At 72.1% G+C, this 2,106-nt stretch carries 1 protein-coding gene; it reads right to left on the reverse strand.

Features of this window, described 5'->3' with window-relative positions; all coding sequences use genetic code 11:
• Window positions 1-2,106: AMP-binding protein (locus LPU43_RS28620; protein ID WP_255686690.1), on the reverse strand; the 2,106-nt coding region annotated here is incomplete at both ends.

Consider the following 2,106-nt stretch of genomic DNA (forward strand, 5'->3'; position numbering starts at 1 on the left):
GCCAACACCACACCACCACCAACACCCAACAAACCAAAAACATCAAACACCGACAGATCAAAATCCAAAGCCGACACCGCCAACACCCGATCACCCACACCCACACCAAACCGCGAACACACCTCCTCCAGCGTGTTCACCGCCGCCGAATGCGACACCACCACACCCTTCGGCTCCCCCGTCGACCCCGACGTGAAAATCACGTACGCGGTCGCGTCGCCGGCCACCGCGACCGGCTCGGGCAGCGCCGTCGCGCCGGTCGCGGCGGCGACGGTCAGCGGGCGCACCCCGTCCGGCCACTGCTGGTCGGCGTCGTCGGCGAGCACCAAGCGCACGTCGGCCTGCCGGTACATCACCGCGCGGCGCAGCGTCGGCTGGTCGACCCCGACCGGCACGTACGCCGCCCCCGCCGCCAGGACGCCCAGCACGGCGGCCACCTGGTCCGGGCCCTTCGGCAGGGTCACCGCCACCCGCTCGCCGGCCTCGACGCCGCGCTCCCGAAGGGCGCCCGCGATCCGCAGCGCGCGGTCGGCCAGCTCCCCGTAGGACAGCTCACCACCGTCCCAGAACACCGCCGAGCGACCCGGCTCCTCCACCGCCCGCGCGAAGAAACCCTCATGCAACAACCGACCCGACACCGGACCAGCCGTCGCATTCACCCCCGCACGCACCACCCGCTGCTCCGCCGGCAACAACGCCGGCACCACCCCACCCCACTCACCCTCCACCAACCACTCCAACAACCCCACATACGCACCGAACATCGCATCCAACACACCCGGCGCAAACAACTCCTCCACCGCATCCCACACCAACAACAACCCACCATCACGCTCCACCACCTGGTGGTCCAACCACACCTGCGGAGTCTGGGAGACCCCCCAGACGCGCTCGGCGAAGGAAGGCTCGACGACGACGTCGTCGGTGACGCCGAGGGTGCTGGTGAAGACCACCGGCATGGAGACGTCGAGGCGGCCCCGGCGGCGGGCCAGCTCCCGCATCACCCACACCGCCGAGACGTCGCTGTGCTCCAGGTCGCTGCCCATCTGCCGCTGCATCCGGCGGGCGGCGTCGACCCACGTCTCACCCGGCTCGGGCTGGTAGCCGACGAGCAGCAGGGAGGTGAAGTCGCCGAGCACCCGGTCGACGTCGGGGTGCACGTCGCGGCGGTCGAAGAGGGTGACGTTGATCGTCAGGTCGGGCTGGGCGCTCCAGGTGCCGAGCACCTCGGCGAAGGCGGTGGCCAGCAGGGAGGAGCCGGTGATGCCGTGCCGGCGGGCCAGGTCGCGCAGCCGCTGCCAGCGCTGCGGCGGCAGGTGCTGCTCGCGGCGGACGAACCGGGGCTGCTGGACGGTGGCCGGGTCCTTGGCCAGGGGGAGCTGCGGCCCGTCGGGGAGGTCCTCCACCCGGCGCGCCCAGTACTCCTGCGCGGCGGCGAGCCGCTGCGGGTCGGGGCGGGCGGTCAGGACGTAGTCGCGGAAGGAGAGGCCGATCGGCGGCAGCTCGGCGTCGAGGTCGCGGTAGAGGGTGTCGAGTTCCCGCATGAGGGTCATGGCGCTGAGCGCGTCGATGAGGATGCTGTCGATGCTGACGGCCAGGCGGACCCGGTTGCCGCCGTAGCGCACGGCGCGCACGTCGAACAGCGGCCACTGGCCGGGGTCGAGGACCTGGTGCGACATCGCCTCGCGCTGGGCCCGCAGCACGATCTCGTCGCCGTCGGGCGCGGCGTCGACGGTACGGATCTCGAAGCGCGGCACCTCGGGGAGGATCTGCTGGTCGCCGTTGGGCAGGAACCGGGCGCGCAGCATCTCGTGCCGGGCGATCAGCCGGTTCCACGCCTCGGCGAGCCGGTCGAGGTCGACGTCGACGCCGTCGTACTCGGTGTAGAAGTGGCAGCCCACGCCGCCGAGGGCGAAGGTGTCGGTGCGCCCGATCCAGTAGGCGCGCTGCACGTCGGTCGGCGGGAACGGGTCGTGCCGGTGCTCGGGGTCGGCGACCAGTCGGGGCGCGGGCGCGGCCGAGTCCTGGTGGCGCAGCCCGGCGGCGAAGCCCGCCAGCTCGGGCTGGGCGAACAGGCGGCCCAGCTCGGCGTCGGGGAAGCCCTCG

It is taken from the genome of Micromonospora okii, from assembly GCF_020884795.1.
In the GTDB taxonomy this organism is placed as follows: domain Bacteria; phylum Actinomycetota; class Actinomycetes; order Mycobacteriales; family Micromonosporaceae; genus Micromonospora; species Micromonospora okii.